The organism is Methanimicrococcus blatticola (assembly GCF_004363215.1).
In the GTDB taxonomy this organism is placed as follows: Archaea; Halobacteriota; Methanosarcinia; order Methanosarcinales; family Methanosarcinaceae; genus Methanimicrococcus; species Methanimicrococcus blatticola.
Window position 1 is genome coordinate 176,643 of the sequence record NZ_SNYS01000010.1, and the last position, 16,022, is coordinate 192,664.

General features: G+C 42.5%; 18 protein-coding genes. 4 read left to right on the forward strand and 14 right to left on the reverse strand.

The window, feature by feature from the left end; translation table 11 throughout:
• Nucleotides 1–38 precede the first annotated feature (38 nt).
• Nucleotides 39–698, reverse strand: coding sequence for a DNA repair and recombination protein RadB (gene radB, locus C7391_RS07475; protein ID WP_223610959.1), 660 nt, complete (start codon nt 696–698; stop codon nt 39–41).
• Nucleotides 699–865: 167 nt separating this feature from the next.
• On the opposite strand from radB, the gene C7391_RS07480 reads away from it, so the two are divergent.
• Complete coding sequence (locus tag C7391_RS07480; RefSeq protein ID WP_133517930.1) at nt 866–1,087, forward strand: hypothetical protein; 222 nt, start codon at nt 866–868, stop codon at nt 1,085–1,087.
• A 130-nt stretch (nt 1,088–1,217) separates the two neighbouring features.
• Nucleotides 1,218–1,514: a hypothetical protein gene (locus C7391_RS07485; protein ID WP_133517931.1), complete on the forward strand. Its 297-nt coding sequence runs from the start codon at nt 1,218–1,220 to the stop codon at nt 1,512–1,514.
• Nucleotides 1,515–1,540: 26 nt separating this feature from the next.
• Here the strand turns inward: C7391_RS07485 and C7391_RS07490 are convergent, their stop codons facing one another.
• From C7391_RS07490 to hisG, 5 genes are all read right to left on the reverse strand, one after another.
• Nucleotides 1,541–2,980 (reverse strand): DHHA1 domain-containing protein, encoded by a 1,440-nt coding sequence (locus tag C7391_RS07490; RefSeq protein ID WP_133517932.1) that lies wholly within the window; start codon nt 2,978–2,980, stop codon nt 1,541–1,543.
• Between the two features lie 162 nt (nt 2,981–3,142).
• The gene (hisF, locus tag C7391_RS07495) at nt 3,143–3,961 is read right to left on the reverse strand and encodes an imidazole glycerol phosphate synthase subunit HisF (RefSeq protein WP_133517933.1); all 819 of its coding nucleotides are present in this window, start codon (nt 3,959–3,961) and stop codon (nt 3,143–3,145) included.
• Between the two features lie 288 nt (nt 3,962–4,249).
• Nucleotides 4,250–4,834, reverse strand: coding sequence for an imidazoleglycerol-phosphate dehydratase HisB (gene hisB / locus C7391_RS07500; protein ID WP_133517934.1), 585 nt, complete (start codon nt 4,832–4,834; stop codon nt 4,250–4,252).
• Nucleotides 4,835–4,920: 86 nt separating this feature from the next.
• Nucleotides 4,921–5,655, reverse strand: coding sequence for a 1-(5-phosphoribosyl)-5-[(5-phosphoribosylamino)methylideneamino]imidazole-4-carboxamide isomerase (hisA, locus tag C7391_RS07505; protein ID WP_133517935.1), 735 nt, complete (start codon nt 5,653–5,655; stop codon nt 4,921–4,923).
• Nucleotides 5,656–5,690: 35 nt separating this feature from the next.
• Nucleotides 5,691–6,554: an ATP phosphoribosyltransferase gene (hisG, locus tag C7391_RS07510; RefSeq protein ID WP_133517936.1), complete on the reverse strand. Its 864-nt coding sequence runs from the start codon at nt 6,552–6,554 to the stop codon at nt 5,691–5,693.
• 568 nt (nt 6,555–7,122) lie between these two features.
• On the opposite strand from hisG, the gene C7391_RS07515 reads away from it, so the two are divergent.
• Nucleotides 7,123–8,331, forward strand: coding sequence for a methionine adenosyltransferase (locus tag C7391_RS07515; RefSeq protein ID WP_133517937.1), 1,209 nt, complete (start codon nt 7,123–7,125; stop codon nt 8,329–8,331).
• Between the two features lie 145 nt (nt 8,332–8,476).
• Nucleotides 8,477–8,902: a hypothetical protein gene (locus C7391_RS07520; RefSeq protein ID WP_133517938.1), complete on the forward strand. Its 426-nt coding sequence runs from the start codon at nt 8,477–8,479 to the stop codon at nt 8,900–8,902.
• A 246-nt stretch (nt 8,903–9,148) separates the two neighbouring features.
• On the opposite strand, the gene glmM is transcribed toward C7391_RS07520, so the two are convergent.
• The 8 genes from glmM to engB form a co-directional block, all read right to left on the reverse strand.
• A complete protein-coding gene (glmM, locus tag C7391_RS07525; protein WP_133517939.1) occupies nt 9,149–10,546 on the reverse strand; it encodes a phosphoglucosamine mutase in 1,398 nt (465 codons plus the stop codon).
• A gap of 67 nt (nt 10,547–10,613) precedes the next feature.
• Entirely contained in the window at nt 10,614–11,399 is a 786-nt protein-coding gene (locus tag C7391_RS07530) for a proteasome assembly chaperone family protein (protein ID WP_133517940.1), read from the reverse strand.
• Nucleotides 11,400–11,494: 95 nt separating this feature from the next.
• Nucleotides 11,495–11,671, reverse strand: coding sequence for an RNA-protein complex protein Nop10 (locus tag C7391_RS07535; protein ID WP_133517941.1), 177 nt, complete (start codon nt 11,669–11,671; stop codon nt 11,495–11,497).
• 26 nt (nt 11,672–11,697) lie between these two features.
• Complete coding sequence (locus C7391_RS07540; protein WP_133517942.1) at nt 11,698–12,498, reverse strand: translation initiation factor IF-2 subunit alpha; 801 nt, start codon at nt 12,496–12,498, stop codon at nt 11,698–11,700.
• Between the two features lie 205 nt (nt 12,499–12,703).
• Nucleotides 12,704–13,057, reverse strand: a complete 354-nt coding sequence (locus C7391_RS07545; RefSeq protein WP_133517943.1) for an RNA polymerase Rpb4 family protein — start codon at nt 13,055–13,057, stop codon at nt 12,704–12,706.
• A 167-nt stretch (nt 13,058–13,224) separates the two neighbouring features.
• Nucleotides 13,225–13,524: a 50S ribosomal protein L21e gene (locus C7391_RS07550; protein ID WP_133517944.1), complete on the reverse strand. Its 300-nt coding sequence runs from the start codon at nt 13,522–13,524 to the stop codon at nt 13,225–13,227.
• A gap of 443 nt (nt 13,525–13,967) precedes the next feature.
• A complete protein-coding gene (locus tag C7391_RS07555) occupies nt 13,968–15,311 on the reverse strand; it encodes a tRNA pseudouridine(54/55) synthase Pus10 (protein ID WP_133517945.1) in 1,344 nt (447 codons plus the stop codon).
• A gap of 11 nt (nt 15,312–15,322) precedes the next feature.
• Entirely contained in the window at nt 15,323–15,979 is a 657-nt protein-coding gene (gene engB / locus C7391_RS07560) for a GTP-binding protein EngB (protein WP_133517964.1), read from the reverse strand.
• Between the last annotated feature and the right edge of the window lie 43 nt (nt 15,980–16,022).

Sequence of the window (16,022 nt, forward strand, 5' to 3'; positions counted from 1 at the left end):
CGCCTTTTTTGATAATTTAAAATTAATATTTCCCACCGTTACTTCAATCCGTCTGAAGTGATTGTAAAGTAGCACATATCGCCTTCGGGGCGGCATCTGTGCTTCATGATTTTCGCGCTTCTCTCGCCTGTTCCGACGCGGTCCAGTTTTAAAATTGTTTTTGAAATATGTTCAATCCCGCGGCCGCCGATCGGGCGCACGCCGCCGTTATTTTCGACATCGCTGAAAATCTGGTTTGTAATTAAAACAGCGATCCCCGTTTTTCTTGCGATGCCCTGAAGAAAACCGATTTGATTTGCCAGTTCCCGCCGGCTTTGAATTCCTGAATCCTCGTCATCCAATTCGTAGCGGTAAAAAGAAGTTGCCGAATCGACAATAATCAAGCCGATATTTTCGCTCGATATTTTTTCAACCTCGCAGATGGCAGTGTATTGTTCATCAAAACTCATCGGCTCGTAAATCAAAATATTTTGCGCCGTTTCTTTTGATTTTTCGCCGGCAATTTGTGAAAAACGATCAAAAGAAAGACCTTCCGTGTCAATATAAATGACTTTTTTGCCGGATTTCGAACATTCAATCGCGACTTGAAGGCACAAATTTGTCTTACCTGAGCCGGGCTCGCCGTATACTTGCGTGACAATGCCGCATTCAATGCCGCCGCCAAGCAGGTCATCAATGGGCTTGCATCCGGTCGTCAAATAGTTTCCGATGTTTGCACCTCTTTTATATGTCTGATTTTATTAACTGATGAATGAAGAAATGGTATAAAAACCTTTAACGTTTGTGTTTTTATTAACTCTTTATTAATTTATTTCGAAGTAAGGGGGACAGCAAGAGTCATATAACAAAAAACTGTAGGTTCTGTATGGCAAACTCAATACTTGCGGTTATTTTATCGTTTTTCATACCCGGGCTCGGTCAGTTTTATTGCGGCAGTTTTTTAAGAGGACTGATGGTTTTTATTGCAACAATCATTGTCAGCGTTATATCTGTCGCTTTAAGTGTATTCATTATTCCCCTTTTGTTCCCGCTTCTGTTTTGGCTGTGGAATATGTATGACGCTTACACATTAGCTCAAAAAACCTAAACAATGAAAAATTAAAGAAATTTAAAATAATTTCTTTAAATCTTTTTTATTCTCGTTTTTCTTTTTATATTTTCATCTGCAGCTGCCATTTTCCGAAACATACATAAACTATAACGATTAATTATTAATTATGGCAAACCAAGTCATTGCTGTTGTCCTTTCTTCAATTATTCCGGGAATGGGGCAATTCTACTCAGGGCATTTCTTGCGCAGTTTGCTTATATTTGCTGTAATCACAGTGTTGGTAGCTATTGGTTGGGTTTTGTATGTTCCGTTTGTGATGCCGCTTTTCTTCATCGTGGCGGCGTTTTTGTTCTGGTTGTGGAACATTTATGACGCTTATCAATTGAATGATAACACAAGTACAAGAAAATCCGGTACAAGATCTGCTTCAAGGTCGGTCATCGACCGCCGCTCAAACAACTGATGCGCTGCTTGACAGCAGCTGTTTTTTCATTTTTTAGCGGTCAGTTGCGCGCCGATATACTTATCTAACAATTCTATGAATTCTGTCGCTCTTTCGGGAGGGACCGTTCCGCCGGCAGCAATATCATGCCCGCCGCCCGCGCCGCCAACCATTTCCGTGACATCGCTCATTGCTCGGGACAAATTCAATCCGCGGCGAATCAACTCCTGCGTGCCGCGCGAGGATATTTTAATGCCGTCTTCTGAGTCGGCCATGCCGATAATCGGTTTTTTGCGGTCAACGCCGTCGAGTGACGTTGCCATACCGGCAATAATCCCGACAATGGTTTCTTTGATTTCTTCGCCCGAATAGAAATATTGAATATATTCCAGCTGCGTCACACCGTTTTCCTTAACAAAATTCAAACCGTTGACCAGATTTTTCCGGTGTTCCGAAAGCAGTGTTCGGGCTTCTGCGAGTGCTTCTTCCCGATCTCCCATACAGACGCGAACCCCAATGTCCGCTTTATCATATCGTCCCGTCGCGTTTAAAAGCGTTGAAAATTCAGATGCGTCTCTCATTTCCGTTCCTTCTTTTTCCGTGAGCAGCGTGTAGCATTCGCGAATCAGCTCTTCAACACGATGTGTCGGGAAGCCGCGGTCCTGACAGAATTTCATGAGCGCGGAAATCACTTTTGTCCGTTCTTCTCGGGACAGCTCAATCCACAGCTTTGCGCCGTCACGCTGGTCATAGCCGACGCCTGCGTTTTGAAGAAAACGAATGCATGCTTCTTCTTCGCCTGTCAATCCCGGCAGATACGGCTCGGAGGAATATTGAAGCATTTTATAAATCGGGCGGGTCTGTTTCCCGAAAAGAGATAAATCCGGCGCATTCATTAAAACGCCTGCGTCAACGCCTTGTTCCAATATTTCTTTATTCAGCGTGACCAATTTTCCGTATTTGCGGTTTTGCATATCGCCGATGGCGCCGACAACCGCCAAGCCGGCCAAATCTTTATTGTCGCCGAGCGCGTTTGCCAAAATATAAGATACGCCCGACCCGCTGATTTCAAAACCGCCGTTTCCGCCGAACAAATGCGGATTTATGTGATACGGAAATGTTTCGGAATCGGTTGCGATATTTTCCGGGCGACCGCTCGGTTGATGATGATCAGCAATGACGACATTCATTTGATTGTCAACAATAAAATCCGGCATCGCGCTTCCGAGGTCGGTAAAAACGATCAGTTCATGCTTTTCTTCTAAAAGGCGTTCCATAATCCTTTCATCGAGTTTTTTGACATATTCCGCTGTATAGTTAATTCCTGCGCGTTCAAATGCGAGAGACATGATTGCAGCCGATGTAATGCCGTCAGCGTCAATATGAGAAACAAGATGAACAGTATTTGCCGTTTTTAAATGCGCCGCGCATAACTCTGCCCGTTCGCTTAATTTTTTAAAAGTGTCAGTTGACGATTTTTCATTCATATGTCTTTGACATATGATTTTCTGCTTTAAAAAGATGATTAAAAAACGAATTTCGTAAAACAGATAAAGAATCTCATCTCATGAAAGATGATTTTGTATGAAAAATAAAACCTAATCGGCAGCGTTTAACTGCCGATTTGAATCAAAGTAAAAAGAGTGAATTTAAGATTTAACCGGAATTCCTCTCTTGCGGAATTCTTCTTTGACGTCGCCGACGGTATAAACATCAAAGTGGAAAACGCTGGCTGCCAACACAGCGTCAGCATCGCCTTCAAGGACACCCTCGACCATGTGCTCAATTGTTCCGACGCCGCCTGATGCGATGACGGGGATTGAAACGGCTTCGGCAACAGCGCGTGTGATCGGGAGGTCATATCCGTCTTTTGTTCCGTCGCGGTCTTTGCTGGTCAAAAGGATTTCGTATGCGCCGAGCGCTTCGATTTGTTTTGCCCATTCAACGGTGTCCATTCCGGTGCCTTCGTTGCCGCCCATAATGACGACTTCGTACCAGAATTTTTGTCCGTTTTCTTCAAAAATATTCACGCCTTCGACACTGATGTCCGGATTTCTTTTACAGTCAACAGCGATAACAATTCTGTCGGCGCCGAATTCTTCAATTGCTTTTGAAATAAATTCTGGATTTTTGACACCGGCTGTGTTGATTGACACTTTTGTCGCGCCTGCGTCTAAATTCTTTTGAGCGATTTCAAGGGTTGAAATGCCGCCGCCGATTGTGAACGGAATCGTGATGGCCGCTGCCGCTCTTTTGATCACATCTAAAATCGTTTCTCTGCCTTGAACAGAGGCTGTAATATCTAAAAAGACAATTTCGTCCGCGCCTTGCGCTTCGTATTTCTTTGCAAATTCGACCGGATCTCCGGCATCGACAAGTTCTTCAAACTCAATGCCTTTGACAACTCTGCCGCCTTTCTCATCCAGAAGAAGATCAAGACAGGGGATAATTCGCTTTTCTCTTGACATAATTTAAACTGATTTGAAGTAGAATATAAATCTTTTTGATGAAAAATATCACGCTAAATCATGATATAACTCCCAATCATAATAATTTAGATTCCTCATTACGATTTTAAAAAACAAGGTGTGTTCGAAGTCATGATAATTAAAAATGAATAATTCTGATGAATTATTATGATTATGGCTCATTTTTTGTAAAATGAACAAACAAAATTAAAAAGAAAATGAAAAACAACATAAAATACAAAATAAAAAAAGAAATCCGTTCCATCAAAACGATAAAATTAAAAGAAATTAAAGCACGCCTTTTGTGCTCTTAATTTCCTGTCCTTCAATAACGGCTGCTCTTTTCATGGCGTACGCGAACGCCTTAAACAACGCTTCTGTTTTGTGGTGGTCGTTGTCGCCTTCCGCTTTCATGTTCATATTGATGCCGGCGGCGGAGACAAACGATTCAAAGAAGTGTTTCGTCATCTGGGTGCTGTATGTGCCGATGACGGGGGAATAAAAGTCCGCGTTCATCACCAAAAAGCTGCGGCCGCTGATATCAACGGCAACTTCCGCGAGTGCTTCGTCCATCGGAATGCGCGCTTCACCAAATCGGGCGATGCCGCGTTTGTCACCGAGCGCGTCTGCCATCGCTTGTCCGAGAACAATTCCGGTGTCTTCCACAACGTGGTGGCCGTCTACATGCAGGTCGCCGACAGCTTTAACAGTCAAATCAAAGCCGGAGTGGCGCGAAAACGCGTCAAGCATGTGGTCAAAAAAGCCGATGCCCGTGTCGATTGCGGACTTGCCGCTGCCGTCTAAATTGATTTCAATCGTAATATCCGTTTCTTTGGTTTTTCTGGAAACAGAAGCTTTTCTGGATTGTGACATCGTTCTTCTTCCTGATTATTTTAAACTTATAATTCGTATACAATGTACAAATTGCCGTTTCTATTATTTATTATTTTATTTTTCATTTATTTTTTCAAAACCGCAATTGCTTCTTCCAATGTGAATTTATCCGTATAAAGCGCGCTGCCGACAACCGCGCCGTATGCGCCGGCATCCCGCAATTTCAGCAAATCATCCGTTGCCGTCACGCCGCCTGACGCAATCACCGGAATATTCACGGAATCAATCAAATCTTTGGTCGGTTTGATATCGACTCCTTTGAGCAATCCTTCCGTGTCGATATTTGTAAACAGGATGTAGCCCGCGCCCAAATCTTCAAACTGCTTGGCGACATCGGTCGGACCTTTGTCGGAGAGTTTCGTCCAGCCCTCAAGTGCGATTTTTCCGTTTTTAGCGTCCAACCCGACAATCACGGCTTGTTTTCCGAAACTTTCAGATAAATCTTTTACAATTTGCGGATTTTTCATCGCGGCTGTCGTCAAAATGACGCGGTCGGCACCGGCGGAAAGCAGCGTTTCGGCATCTTCATAGGATCGAATGCCGCCGCCGATTTGAATCTCAATGCCGAGCGGTTTTGCGCGTTCAATGATGTTTTCAATGATTGCGCCGTTTTTGCGTTTACCTTCAAAAGCGCCGTCCAAATCAATTAAGTGAAGCGTTTTCGCGCCGCGGGCAACCCAGTTAAGTGCTGTTGCGGCAGGGTCGTCCAAAGAAACCATTTCGCTGCCGGGAATTCCCTGAACAAGCTGAACGCATTTGCCGCCTTTCATATCAACAGCCGGAATAATCTGAAATGACATATTTACACTCTTTCATTCACAAAATCATTTTCCGCTCACGGAATCAATCGTTCAACCGGCAAAACCAAAATGTCTCTTGCACCGAGAATTTTCAACTTTCGGACAATTGCAAAAATCGTATCGGCATCAACAACTGCATGAACGGCAAACATCGGCTCAGCACCCTGAACTTCCATGACCGTCGGTCCGTTCATTCCGGGAATGACTTTTTCGACATCTTTTAACGAAGCGGCCGGGACATTCATCATAATGTATCTTTTGGTTTTGGCCAAAAGAACGCTTTCCAATGCCATTTCAACATCTTTGATTTTTTCCTGGGCGGCCAAACTTTTTTTGTTGGCGATTAAGAAAACCTTCGAATCAAAAACAACATCAATCGCTTTGAGTTTGTTAATCATCATAGTTGTTCCGGAACTCGTGATATCAACAATCGCTTCGGCAACACCGATGTGCGGTGTCATTTCGCAGGCGCCGCTGACTTGAATCACTTCAACATCTTTGATTTTATTGAATTCGAAATACTGTTTTGTAATTTCCGGAAATTCTGTTGCGACGCGTTTTCCGCTGAGCTCTTCCGGTTTTTGGATCTCGGAAGTTTCGGGAATCGCCAAAATCAAACGTGAACTACCGTATTTGAGGTCAATGAGGCATTCGACATCCGCTTTTCTTTCCGTTACCAAATCCAGGCCGGTAATTCCTATGTCTGCCGTTCCTTCTTCCACATAAAGCGGGATGTCGGCGGCACGCGCAAAAATAAACGTAATTTCCGGATCGGTTGTTTTGGAGATGAGTTGGCGGCTTTCGTGTCCGCCGCCGTAAACGGGCAAACCGGCATCCTTAAACAATGCCAATGTCGGCTCGTGGAGACGGCCTTTATTCGGAATTGCAATTCGAATCATTTTATTTTCCTTATTATTTGATTAAATTTTATTCATTTTTAAGTTAATTTTTAAGTTAATATAGCCGTATTGAACACATTGTGTTTATAAAAACTTTGTTTACAATCATCTGTCCGATAATTTTCGATTTTATTGGGTTGAATTGATTTGTTTGAGTTGATTTGTTTAAGGTAATTGTTTGAATTGATTTGTTTAATTTGTTTAAATTGTTTAAATTGATTTTTTAATTGTTTTTTGAATCGTTTTTTAGATTTTATTTTGAGTTTGATTTTTGTTTCTTTTGAATTTTTGTCAAATTCGTTTGTTTTCATTTCAAATAATTTTGTTTAAAAACGGCTGATTATTACCGAATCTCATGAGCTTCTATTACTGTCAGTTATATCGCGGTGTAACAATTATATACTACTTTCACGTAAGTTTCATTCCTTATTTTACAATCTATCCTATCTAAAAACGTCTGATTTTTGGGAAAATAGAAGCAAAAGCAGACTTTATCTAAAAACGATTGAGGCTTAAATTAATTAAAAAACGGTTTAGGCTTACAACAATAAAAAAGGAAACAGTTTACATGAGTCAAAGAAATATTTGCGTTGAACAATATCTGGAAACGCCTATTGAAAAGCAGCAGATCGAGCTGGTCGAGCGTAAAGGCATCGGTCATCCGGACAGTATCGCCGACGGACTTGCCGAGGCTGTCAGCCGCGCTTTCTGCAAAGAATACATTGACAAATGCGGTGTTATTCTTCACCACAACACCGATGAAACACAAATCGCAGCCGGTCATTCTATCCCGAAATTCGGCGGCGGTCAGGTTGTTCATCCGATTTATATTTTACTCGTCGGCCGCGCCACAAAATCATTCGGCGATGTCGATATCGCAACCGATACACTCGGTTTAAAAACCGCCCGCAATTATCTGAAGAACACAATTCCGAATCTGGACCTGGATTCCGATGTCATTTTGGATTGTAAATTCGGCCGCGGCTCTTCCGATCTCTCCGATGTTTTCGGCCGCGAAGGATATGTTCCGATGGCAAACGATACATCTTTTGGTGTCGGTCACGCGCCGTTTTCAGAACTCGAAACCATTGTTTACAATACTGAGCGTTCTTTGATTGAAGATCTGAAAAAGAAGAAAGGACTCAAAGCCATCGGCGAAGACATTAAAGTGATGGGTCTTCGCAGCGGTGAGGATATCTCGCTTACAATTTGCTGCGGTATGGTTGACAAATACGTCGATGACATCGGTGCTTATCTCAGCTATAAAGAACAATTGGAAGACTATGTCAAAGATTTGGTGACAAAGCACACCACACGAAACGTTAATGTTTTTATCAACACGGCCGACCAAATTGAAAAAGAATCCGTTTTCTTAACCGTCACCGGCACATCTGCTGAAATGGGCGACGACGGATCTGTCGGCCGCGGCAACCGCTGCAACGGCTTGATTACGCCGAACCGTCCGATGAGCATGGAAGCGACAAGCGGCAAAAACCCGATCAATCACATCGGAAAAATCTATAACTTGATGTCAACGCAAATCGCAAGACAAATCGCAACCGAACTTGACGGCATTGATGATGTTTACGTTAAACTGTTGTCTCAAATCGGTCATCCGATTGACAAACCGCTCGTCGCAAGCGTTCAAATCAGCGTCAAAGACGGCGTTAAATTCGATTCCATGAGAAAAGAAGCGGAAGGCATCACAGACGAATGGCTTTCCAACACAAAGAAAATTACCGAAATGGTTTCAAAAGGCGAATTAGATACTTTCTAAACGTCTTTCTTTTCTTTTTCTTTTTCTTTTTTGTTTTCTTTTTTCATTTTTATTTGAATTCGTATAATTTATTGTCAAATAATTTAATTTCCTATAAATACTTCCGATTCAATTAGTTTTATTGAAATTCCGAAGGTGATTTACAATGGTTACAGAAACATCCGAATCGTATCCGCTTCTATCCGATTCCGCCATGATTGATGAAATCAGCCGTACATTTCTCGAGACCGGTCAATCAAATACGGCGGTCTATCACTTGACGGAATTTATTGACTCTGTCTCCTCCCTGACATTACGTCATCCTCTTAAACTGAATCTCAAATTTGAAAACGGGTTATATCTCGTTGAAAATTCTACTTTCAACATTTTTTCTTTTTCAGATAATTTGAAAACAGCAATTCAAGATATTGAACGGCACTTGTTCTTCTTGTGGGAAGAATATGTTTTAGATGATGAAAGAAATCTGGCGCCTGAAAGCATTCAGCTTAAGAATATTTTAAAAGAATATTTGGAGGAGATTGAATGCTCTCAAAAACATATAAAACAAGGGAAATCGAATCGGCTCTCTTAAAAAAAGGATTTAAAGCTTACAAAAAAACGCATCATAAATACTATATTTGGCAAAACAAAGACCGGAAATCAATTGCTCAAACTTTTATCAGCCACGGAATTACGGAATATTCCGGTCCGGTTTTATTTTCTATGATTAAACAGCTGCAGCTGGAAAATGATCAATTCGACGGTTTAATTAAATGTCATTTTACAAAAGAACAGCTTGAAGAATTCTATATTCAAAAAATTTCATAAAATGATTCTTTTAAATCATTTCATTAACATATTTTTTGCCGATTTCCAAATATTTTAAAGCGTCTTCTTCGCTTTTTGCTTCGGCCGTTACCCGAATTATCGGCTCGGTTCCCGACGGGCGAATTAAAAGCCAGCCGTTGGCAAACCATAATTTCAAACCGTCAATCCGCTCAGCTTCTGAATAATCCAATTTATTCCGGTCAGCAATGATTTTGTCCGTTATTTCCGCCATCGCTTTCTTTAAATTTTTATCAGGGATACGGATTTTGATTTTTTCATTAAAATAAGTCGGAACGGCATCCTTAATTTCAGATGCTTTCATGCCGGTATGCGCCAGCATTTCCAAGACAAGCGCCGCCGCCATTGCACCGTCACGGCAAACCTGATGGCGCGGGTAAATAATGCCGCCGTTGCCCTCGCCGCCGTAAACGGCGCCGACATCCACCATTTTCCGGCCGACATCAATGGATCCGACAGGCGTGTAATAAATATCAACTTCTTCGTCTTTTGCAATATCCGTAAAACGCTGAGACGTGCTGACGGTTGTGACAACCGGTCCTTTTTCTTTATGAAGGATATATTTTTCAACCGCCGCGAGCATGATTTCATCATCAATGAAATCCCCGTTTTCGTCAATGAAAACCGCACGGTCAGCATCGCCGTCCTGTGCGATTCCGAGATCAAAGTCTGATTCGCGCATCACGGTTGCAGCTTCTTGCAACGCATCCGGCAGCGGTTCCGGATTGCGCCACGGGAAAGTGCCGTCCGGCTGCGCACCGAGTGCCAGCACGCGGCAGCCCAAGCGGCTCATCAGCAGAGGCATTGTCAGTGAGCCTGCGCCGTTTCCGGTGTCGGTAACAACTTTAAAGCCTTTCTTTTCAATGGCTTTTCTGTCAATGATTGCTAAAATGCCGGTTAAATATTCTTCATTGCAATTGTTTTCAACGTAAATTTCGCCGGTTTTTGACCACTCGGCAGCGATAAATTTTTTAGAATTGTAAATTTCTTCAACGACTTTTTCAGATTCTCTTGAAAATTCGGTTCCGTCACAAGCGATTAATTTCAAGCCGTTATATTCGCGCGGATTGTGGGAGGCCGTAATGACAATTCCTGCGTCGGCTTCCGGACGGTTTTTAACATAATATTGAAGAGACGGCGTCGGGACTGTGCCGACATCAATGACTGTGACGCCGCTTGCCATTAAGCCTGCCGCGGCGGCGGATTTTAACATTATTCCTGAAATACGCGTGTCCGTTCCGAGAATCACAACCGGTGCCGTTCGCCGGTCCGTTTCATTTTTCTGACTCCATAAAAAAGCAGCTAAACTGCGCGCCAAATTGAGCGCGGTTTCAGGGGTTAAATCCTCATTTACAATTCCGCGGACACCGTTTGTTCCGAAAAGTGCCATTTCTCTTTCCGCCTTTATTTTTTAAAATAAACAAAAAAGTAAAAATAAAATTAATAAAAATTCAGACTCAGCCGAAATAAACCAAGTCTTCTTCCGATGCGGGAGCTTGTTCGTAATATTCTTCCCCGTCTTCGCCGACAACGGAATCTTTAATTTTCTCAACAATCTGATCCATATCTTTGATCTTTTCGTCAAGCGCGTCAGCATTGACTTCAATGCCTAAAATATCGCATAATCTTCCGAGAAGCACTTTCGAACTTTTCGGGTCGGCAATGTATCCTGTTGTTGTTCCCATCAAACAGGCCGCATCAATATTTCTGAATTTTGCAAAAGATAAAATTAAACCGGATGCGCCGACAATACCCCCCGGCGGCTCCGACGGACTGAATTGAATATTTTTCTCTTTCAATTCGTCAATCATATCAATATTATTCACGGCACCGATGACATAATCTTCCGCGTTTATAACGCCTGTCGGATATCCGCCGAGCGTAAAAATGCGATTGACTTTAAACTGTGACGCAAAATCAATGTAAATTTCACATAATCTGTAATGGCCGGCAGGGTCTGTGCTCTGTGAATCCCCTGCTAAAATCAGCAAATCCATTTTATCGGTTTTGGCCAAATACAATCTGTTCCCGACAAGCTCGACAGTGCTGTCTTCTTTGACCATAACCTGTGGCGGGAAGTGTTCGGAATAAATATCTACGATTTTTTTGGCGTCCAAGGCTTCAACCATGTGGTCGGCAACCAATTTCCCGACATGCCCGACGCCCGGGAGTCCGACAATCATTACCGGATTGTTTAATTCAATAACATCTTGATCAATGTGATAAATGATTTCTTCTTTCATTTTTAAACCCCCGAAAAAAGGGTATGAGATATTTTATTCACGAATTTTTCATTCCGGCGAATTGCCGTTATTATACGATATGATAATTTACGGTCTTATTCCTTTCGGGAGTCATTCAGACTCTGCCTGTACATTCTGCGGTATTTTCCGTATCTGTCTTCCGGCGAATAAGAAGCAGGCTTCGGGCTGACACAAACGCCGCCGCAATCGGGACAAGTTTCCGACAGCGTATATCTGCTGCAGCTTTGACATTTCTTAATTCGCTTTCCCATTCAATCCCAACCGGTTCGGTTTTGATTTATGATTTGACAGATTCAATGTGACGGTTGAATAAACCTTCGCCGCCTGCGTCCGTAATCACTTTAATGGACGCAGTGGATGCTTTTTTCAAAACAGCTTCTGCTTTTTTGTAGTCCGGCGCCACAACTTTAATTCTGTAACGCGGGGATCCGACATATGTCACTTCTACACGAACTTCTTCTTCGTCAACTTCTTCGGCTGCTGCTTTTAAAGCTTCGCGGATGACTTCAATGCCGTCGGGCGCGTTTGTCGTTAAGTCGACGTAGCCGGCAATCTCAACGAATGCGTCTTTGATGTTTTCGCGGGCAACATTGACAACGGCTTCAATCATCTTTTTGTCAACAGACATGCCGTCAAAAGCGGCGGATCCGGAAATTGCGGCTTCTTCAAATGCGGAATAGGCGCTTCCGAATTCGGAAACAAATTCATGGTACAATTCTTCAACCATTTTGTCGTCAAAACCGATTGTTTCGGCAGCGATCTGGATCCACTTTTCAGCTTTCTGCTCGTTTTTCCAAAGTTGAATTTTTGTTCTTTTCTGGTGTTCATTGACATCTTTGAGTGATAAGTCGATGTGGCCGCGGGTTTTGTCAATATTGAGCACTTTACAAACGACTTTTTGTCCTTCACGAATGTAGTCGCGGACATATTTGACCCAGCCGGCTTTGATTTCGGAAATGTGGATAAATCCTTCTTTTTCTTTAAATTCTTCAAGTTCGACATATGCGCCGAAGTCCGTCACGTTTGTGACGTTACAAACAACATAATCGCCGGATTCCGGCCAATCATTACTTTTCATTTTTGTCCCTCTGTCGCACTTTTCAGTGCTTTATAATTATAAATCGGTTCATTCGATTCATCTTTGAACCATTCAGTCTTCTTTTCCGTCAGACAGAACTGATTAAGAAATAATATAATATAAAAGGTTCCGAACGGTTTCCGAAGCCTTTTATGAATTTATTTTTGAAAATAAGTGAAAATGAATGAAGTGTTTTGCCGCCTCTTCAGGCGTACTGTCTGACGACATCTAAAATGGCGTCCAACTCTTCATCTTTAAGTGTAAATTTCTCTTTGGCGTAAATGGATCTGAGTTCGTCTCTGGATTGCGGCAGAATGTCTGTGATTCTGACAGCGACAGCGGGTCTCATTTTTTCGAAATCCATCAATTTGGTAACCAAATCTTTTGCGTCGGATGCGCTTAATTTTGAGAAAATTTCTGCGTGGTTCAAAGCTTTTCTGAACTCGTAAACTTGTTCTTCGTCGCTTTCTTCACGTCTTTCTTCCATAATTTGAGTTAACATTTCCTTGACTTCAGCAAGGGTTAAGAGCTCTTCGTTAACAACTTCTTTGACAATCATTTCAAAACACTTCCGACGGATTCTTAAATCTTTCCCGGTTAATCTTTAAGTTAATTTTAATCTTCACTCATTTGCAACTGAGTTAAAATCCGATAAATTAAAAAGAGTAGGGCTTAATTTTATTTAAATAAAACCAAGCCGTCATTCATTTTGTACAAACGTACAAATTAATTGTATTTTTGGGGTTTTAAGTGCTGGGGGAGGGAGATAACTTCTTTTTGAGCTCTGCCGTCTCTGACACTTAAAACGTATGCGCGGCCGCGCTGACCGACAACTTTGCCGGTGGATCCCTGGAATTTGGGGTTCGGGTGGCCGTGCTGGACACTGGCATCAATGTCGATGTGAACCATTTGTCCTTCTTCAAATTCTTGAATGGCTCTGCTCGGGGCAGACATTCCTCTCTCGCGAATCGAGTTTTTCAGTTTATATCTTGTGCAGCGTCTTTCGCCTGCTGATTTTGATGACATTTTTAAATCCTCCTAAATTTATGACGTTAACGTTGTCATGTAATGATGGGATGAATGTGATTTATTGAACCCGTTGTCGATTTATTAATCGGGGCTCATCGGTCATGAAATATTTTTTAATAATTTTTATTTTTATTAAATTTATTTCAGCCGAATCAGAAACGGCTCTTGGCAGGGCAGTTCCTGTTAACGGTTTATTTCAAATTTCAACCGTTGTTATTCTCTTGATAATGAAAAAACAATTATTTTCCATAACTCGTTTTTAATCAAAGTTAAGCCATGAATAATTATTTTGGTATATTAAGTTTATCGAATAGAAGAAATCAAAATACAAATCCAACCTTAATAAATATATGCTTTTTCAGATTTGATTTCTGTTCAATTCCTTCATTTTTCATTTCAATTGATTTTCGTTTCGATTGATTTTCATTTCGATTTATTTTTTATTCAATGTCTTGAATGTCAACATTAATGACATCCAATTCATCGACTTTCGCGCCGATTCCAAGCAACCCTGAAATGCTCGGGACGGTTCGGCCTTCGTCGCTTGATGTCAGTTCTTTGACATAAAGGCCGCCGTCGCAATGAATTTTTACCCACGCGACGTCAAATGATCCTTCCGTTTCCGTTCGTTCCAATTCGGCGGTGTGTACTGTTCTGTTCCGGCACAAATCCGCTCTTCTGTGTTTGACGCGGTTGGGTGTGTTTTGGTTGATTTCTTTGCCTTCCAGCTCTTTTAAAACCGCTGTTAACGCGTCATTTGTCACGGGTGCTTCAAATTTAATCTTCAAGCGGTAGGTCTTTGTTGCCTTTTCCGTTTTCAGTTTTTCAACCATGTCTTTGCCGCAAAGCGTTAATTTGGAGACTTCGACTTTTCCGGCCGCGTAGGCATTGATTTCTTTTTCAAGAGCGGTTAAATCCAATGTTCGAATCTGAGGCGCTTTGGCTTCTAAAACAAACGGGCGGCCTGTTCCGAGCATCAGCGCGTCAATGTCTTCTCTGCCTGCACCGTGGAAGACGACATCTTCTGAGTTGGCTGCTTTCCAGAGCGGGTAACCTGCCAGCTCGCCGACAGACTCGGGATACTGTTTGCCTGTGCCGTTGCAGCTGTCACAACCTTTGCCGTGACAGTTTCGGCACGGCCATTTTGTTTGCGGAATGCCGCGAACTTTTTTCTGATATCTGCCGTAAATGTAAATCGAGCGGATGTTCAGGTCAGCTTCTTTTTTAGCGATATCGAATGTCACCATGACATCGGGATTGGAAAACGCAACCGTTTTTCCGGTTTTTTGAGAAATGATTTTGCCGATTTCGCGGTTGAGCTCGCTTTTCAACTGCTCGGCGTAAGCGGTTCCGGCCTGTTCCCACAAAATCTCTTCGTTTTCGCTGAGAAGACCGCTGAGTTTGGTGCCGGCTAAAAATGTTTCATATTCAATGCCCTGCAATTTTTCAATTGCCATGTCAGCCCAAAAATCCAAGTTTTTGAAAATGTCTAAGCAAACCCAGCATTTTTCAACAGCAGGTTCGCCGTCAATTTCTGTTTTATTTTCTTTGGCCAATGTTTTTTGAGCGTGAATGCTTGACGGCGCCATTTCGGTCAGCAGCGCGTCGTCACCGTTGTCTTTGAGACGGCGGTCGGCATCCATGGCAAGCGTGAGTTTGACAGATCTGCCGCGCTCGTCATTGGAAAGTCCTGTTGATAATTTTGCAAACTGGCGGCCGAGGCAATGATCACAAATCGGTCCTTCCGCTACAATTTTTTCCGCAATTTCAAGAATCGTTGTCATTTTTTCTCCCCTCAATTGAAATGCTTAAACAAATCGTCACGTTTCATTTTATGGAATTCATTTTTCAAATGCGAGATAAGCGGGCGTATATCTCCGCCGCGGGCGCTGACGGGGGCAACCAACGCGCCGCTTTCTTTCCAGCCGACTCCGGTGCTTTCTCCATTCTCATCCGTTCCATACCCGAAAATTTCAACGATTTCAGTCAGTAACTCGTCTTTTTCAGTTTCTTTGACACGGTCCATTTTGTTGGCGGCAATGATTGTCGTGATTTCCATTTCTTCTAAAAAGTCATGGAGTTCCAAATCAATCGGAATTTCGTCGCGCGAATCCCAGCGTTCCGTAATTTCAACAAATGCGGGACCGTCAATCACTTGAACAGCCAGCATAATTCTGTCGGCATGTCCTTCGATGTATTGAACAATATTATTTTTCACGTCTTCTGATTTCTCTTTTGTAACGCCCGACATAAAACCGAAGCCCGGCATATCTGTAATCAAAAAATCATCAAAATAAAGGTGTGTCGGCTTCAGCGTCACTCCCGGACGTTTGCCGGTTCGAACATTTCGTCCGGTCAGATTTTTTAAAAGCGTGGACTTACCGACATTGGAACGGCCGACAAAAATGACTTCAAACGTGACGGCATTGTTCTTTTTCTCGATTTTTTCCATTGTTTTTACTTTTTGGCGGCTTTTGAGTTTCGCCAGATTATGT

Bases quoted from the DNA above. Each gene is read 5' to 3' on its own strand.
- C7391_RS07540 (WP_133517942.1), bottom strand. From the start codon at position 12,498: ATGAAAAGTAATGATTGGCCGGAATCCGGCGATTATGTTGTTTGTAAC.
- C7391_RS07555 (WP_133517945.1), bottom strand. From the start codon at position 15,311: ATGACAACGATTCTTGAAATTGCGGAAAAAATTGTAGCGGAAGGACCG.
- C7391_RS07530 (WP_133517940.1), bottom strand. From the start codon at position 11,399: ATGAAAGAAGAAATCATTTATCACATTGATCAAGATGTTATTGAATTA.
- C7391_RS07480 (WP_133517930.1), top strand. From the start codon at position 866: ATGGCAAACTCAATACTTGCGGTTATTTTATCGTTTTTCATACCCGGG.
- C7391_RS07535 (WP_133517941.1), bottom strand. From the start codon at position 11,671: ATGGGAAAGCGAATTAAGAAATGTCAAAGCTGCAGCAGATATACGCTG.
- engB (WP_133517964.1), bottom strand. From the start codon at position 15,979: ATGGAAAAAATCGAGAAAAAGAACAATGCCGTCACGTTTGAAGTCATT.
- C7391_RS07515 (WP_133517937.1), top strand. From the start codon at position 7,123: ATGAGTCAAAGAAATATTTGCGTTGAACAATATCTGGAAACGCCTATT.
- C7391_RS07485 (WP_133517931.1), top strand. From the start codon at position 1,218: ATGGCAAACCAAGTCATTGCTGTTGTCCTTTCTTCAATTATTCCGGGA.
- C7391_RS07550 (WP_133517944.1), bottom strand. From the start codon at position 13,524: ATGTCATCAAAATCAGCAGGCGAAAGACGCTGCACAAGATATAAACTG.
- C7391_RS07520 (WP_133517938.1), top strand. From the start codon at position 8,477: ATGGTTACAGAAACATCCGAATCGTATCCGCTTCTATCCGATTCCGCC.
- hisF (WP_133517933.1), bottom strand. From the start codon at position 3,961: ATGTCAAGAGAAAAGCGAATTATCCCCTGTCTTGATCTTCTTCTGGAT.
- C7391_RS07490 (WP_133517932.1), bottom strand. From the start codon at position 2,980: ATGAATGAAAAATCGTCAACTGACACTTTTAAAAAATTAAGCGAACGG.
- C7391_RS07545 (WP_133517943.1), bottom strand. From the start codon at position 13,057: ATGATTGTCAAAGAAGTTGTTAACGAAGAGCTCTTAACCCTTGCTGAA.
- hisB (WP_133517934.1), bottom strand. From the start codon at position 4,834: ATGTCACAATCCAGAAAAGCTTCTGTTTCCAGAAAAACCAAAGAAACG.
- hisA (WP_133517935.1), bottom strand. From the start codon at position 5,655: ATGTCATTTCAGATTATTCCGGCTGTTGATATGAAAGGCGGCAAATGC.
- glmM (WP_133517939.1), bottom strand. From the start codon at position 10,546: ATGGCACTTTTCGGAACAAACGGTGTCCGCGGAATTGTAAATGAGGAT.
- hisG (WP_133517936.1), bottom strand. From the start codon at position 6,554: ATGATTCGAATTGCAATTCCGAATAAAGGCCGTCTCCACGAGCCGACA.